Raw genomic sequence first — 349 nt, 5'->3', positions numbered from 1 at the left:
CGCTCCCCCACCCGGCCACCGAGTCGCGCGTCCCTCGGTAGGCGTCGGCCGGGCGGGGGAGCCCTCGACTCCCGACCGCAGAAAGGCAACCGTGCCCCCACCCCAACCTCCACCTCTGAACCCGCCTGGCTCCTGGAAAGCCTGGCCAGTCGCGTACCGCACACCCGCAGCGCCCTGCTGCTGTCCTCCGACGGTCTGGTGAAGGCCGCCCACGGCCTGGACACCGACACCGCCGACCACCTGGCGGCGCTGGCCTCGGGCCTGTACTCCCTCGCCCGCAGCGCGGGGGTCCGTTTCGGCAGCGGCGGCGAGGTGCGGCAGGTGGTCGCCGAGCTCGACACCGCCCTGC

1 protein-coding gene is annotated in these 349 nt (G+C 74.8%); it reads left to right on the top strand.

The window, feature by feature from the left end:
* Positions 1 to 132 precede the first annotated feature (132 nt).
* A partial coding sequence (locus tag IF47_RS0127075) for a roadblock/LC7 domain-containing protein (RefSeq protein ID WP_037733447.1) occupies positions 133 to 349 on the top strand: 217 nt, incomplete at its 3' end.

Source organism: Streptomyces megasporus, from assembly GCF_000718985.1.
GTDB lineage: Bacteria > Actinomycetota > Actinomycetes > Streptomycetales > Streptomycetaceae > Streptomyces > Streptomyces megasporus.
This window is presented reverse-complemented; position numbering and strand designations above follow the sequence as displayed.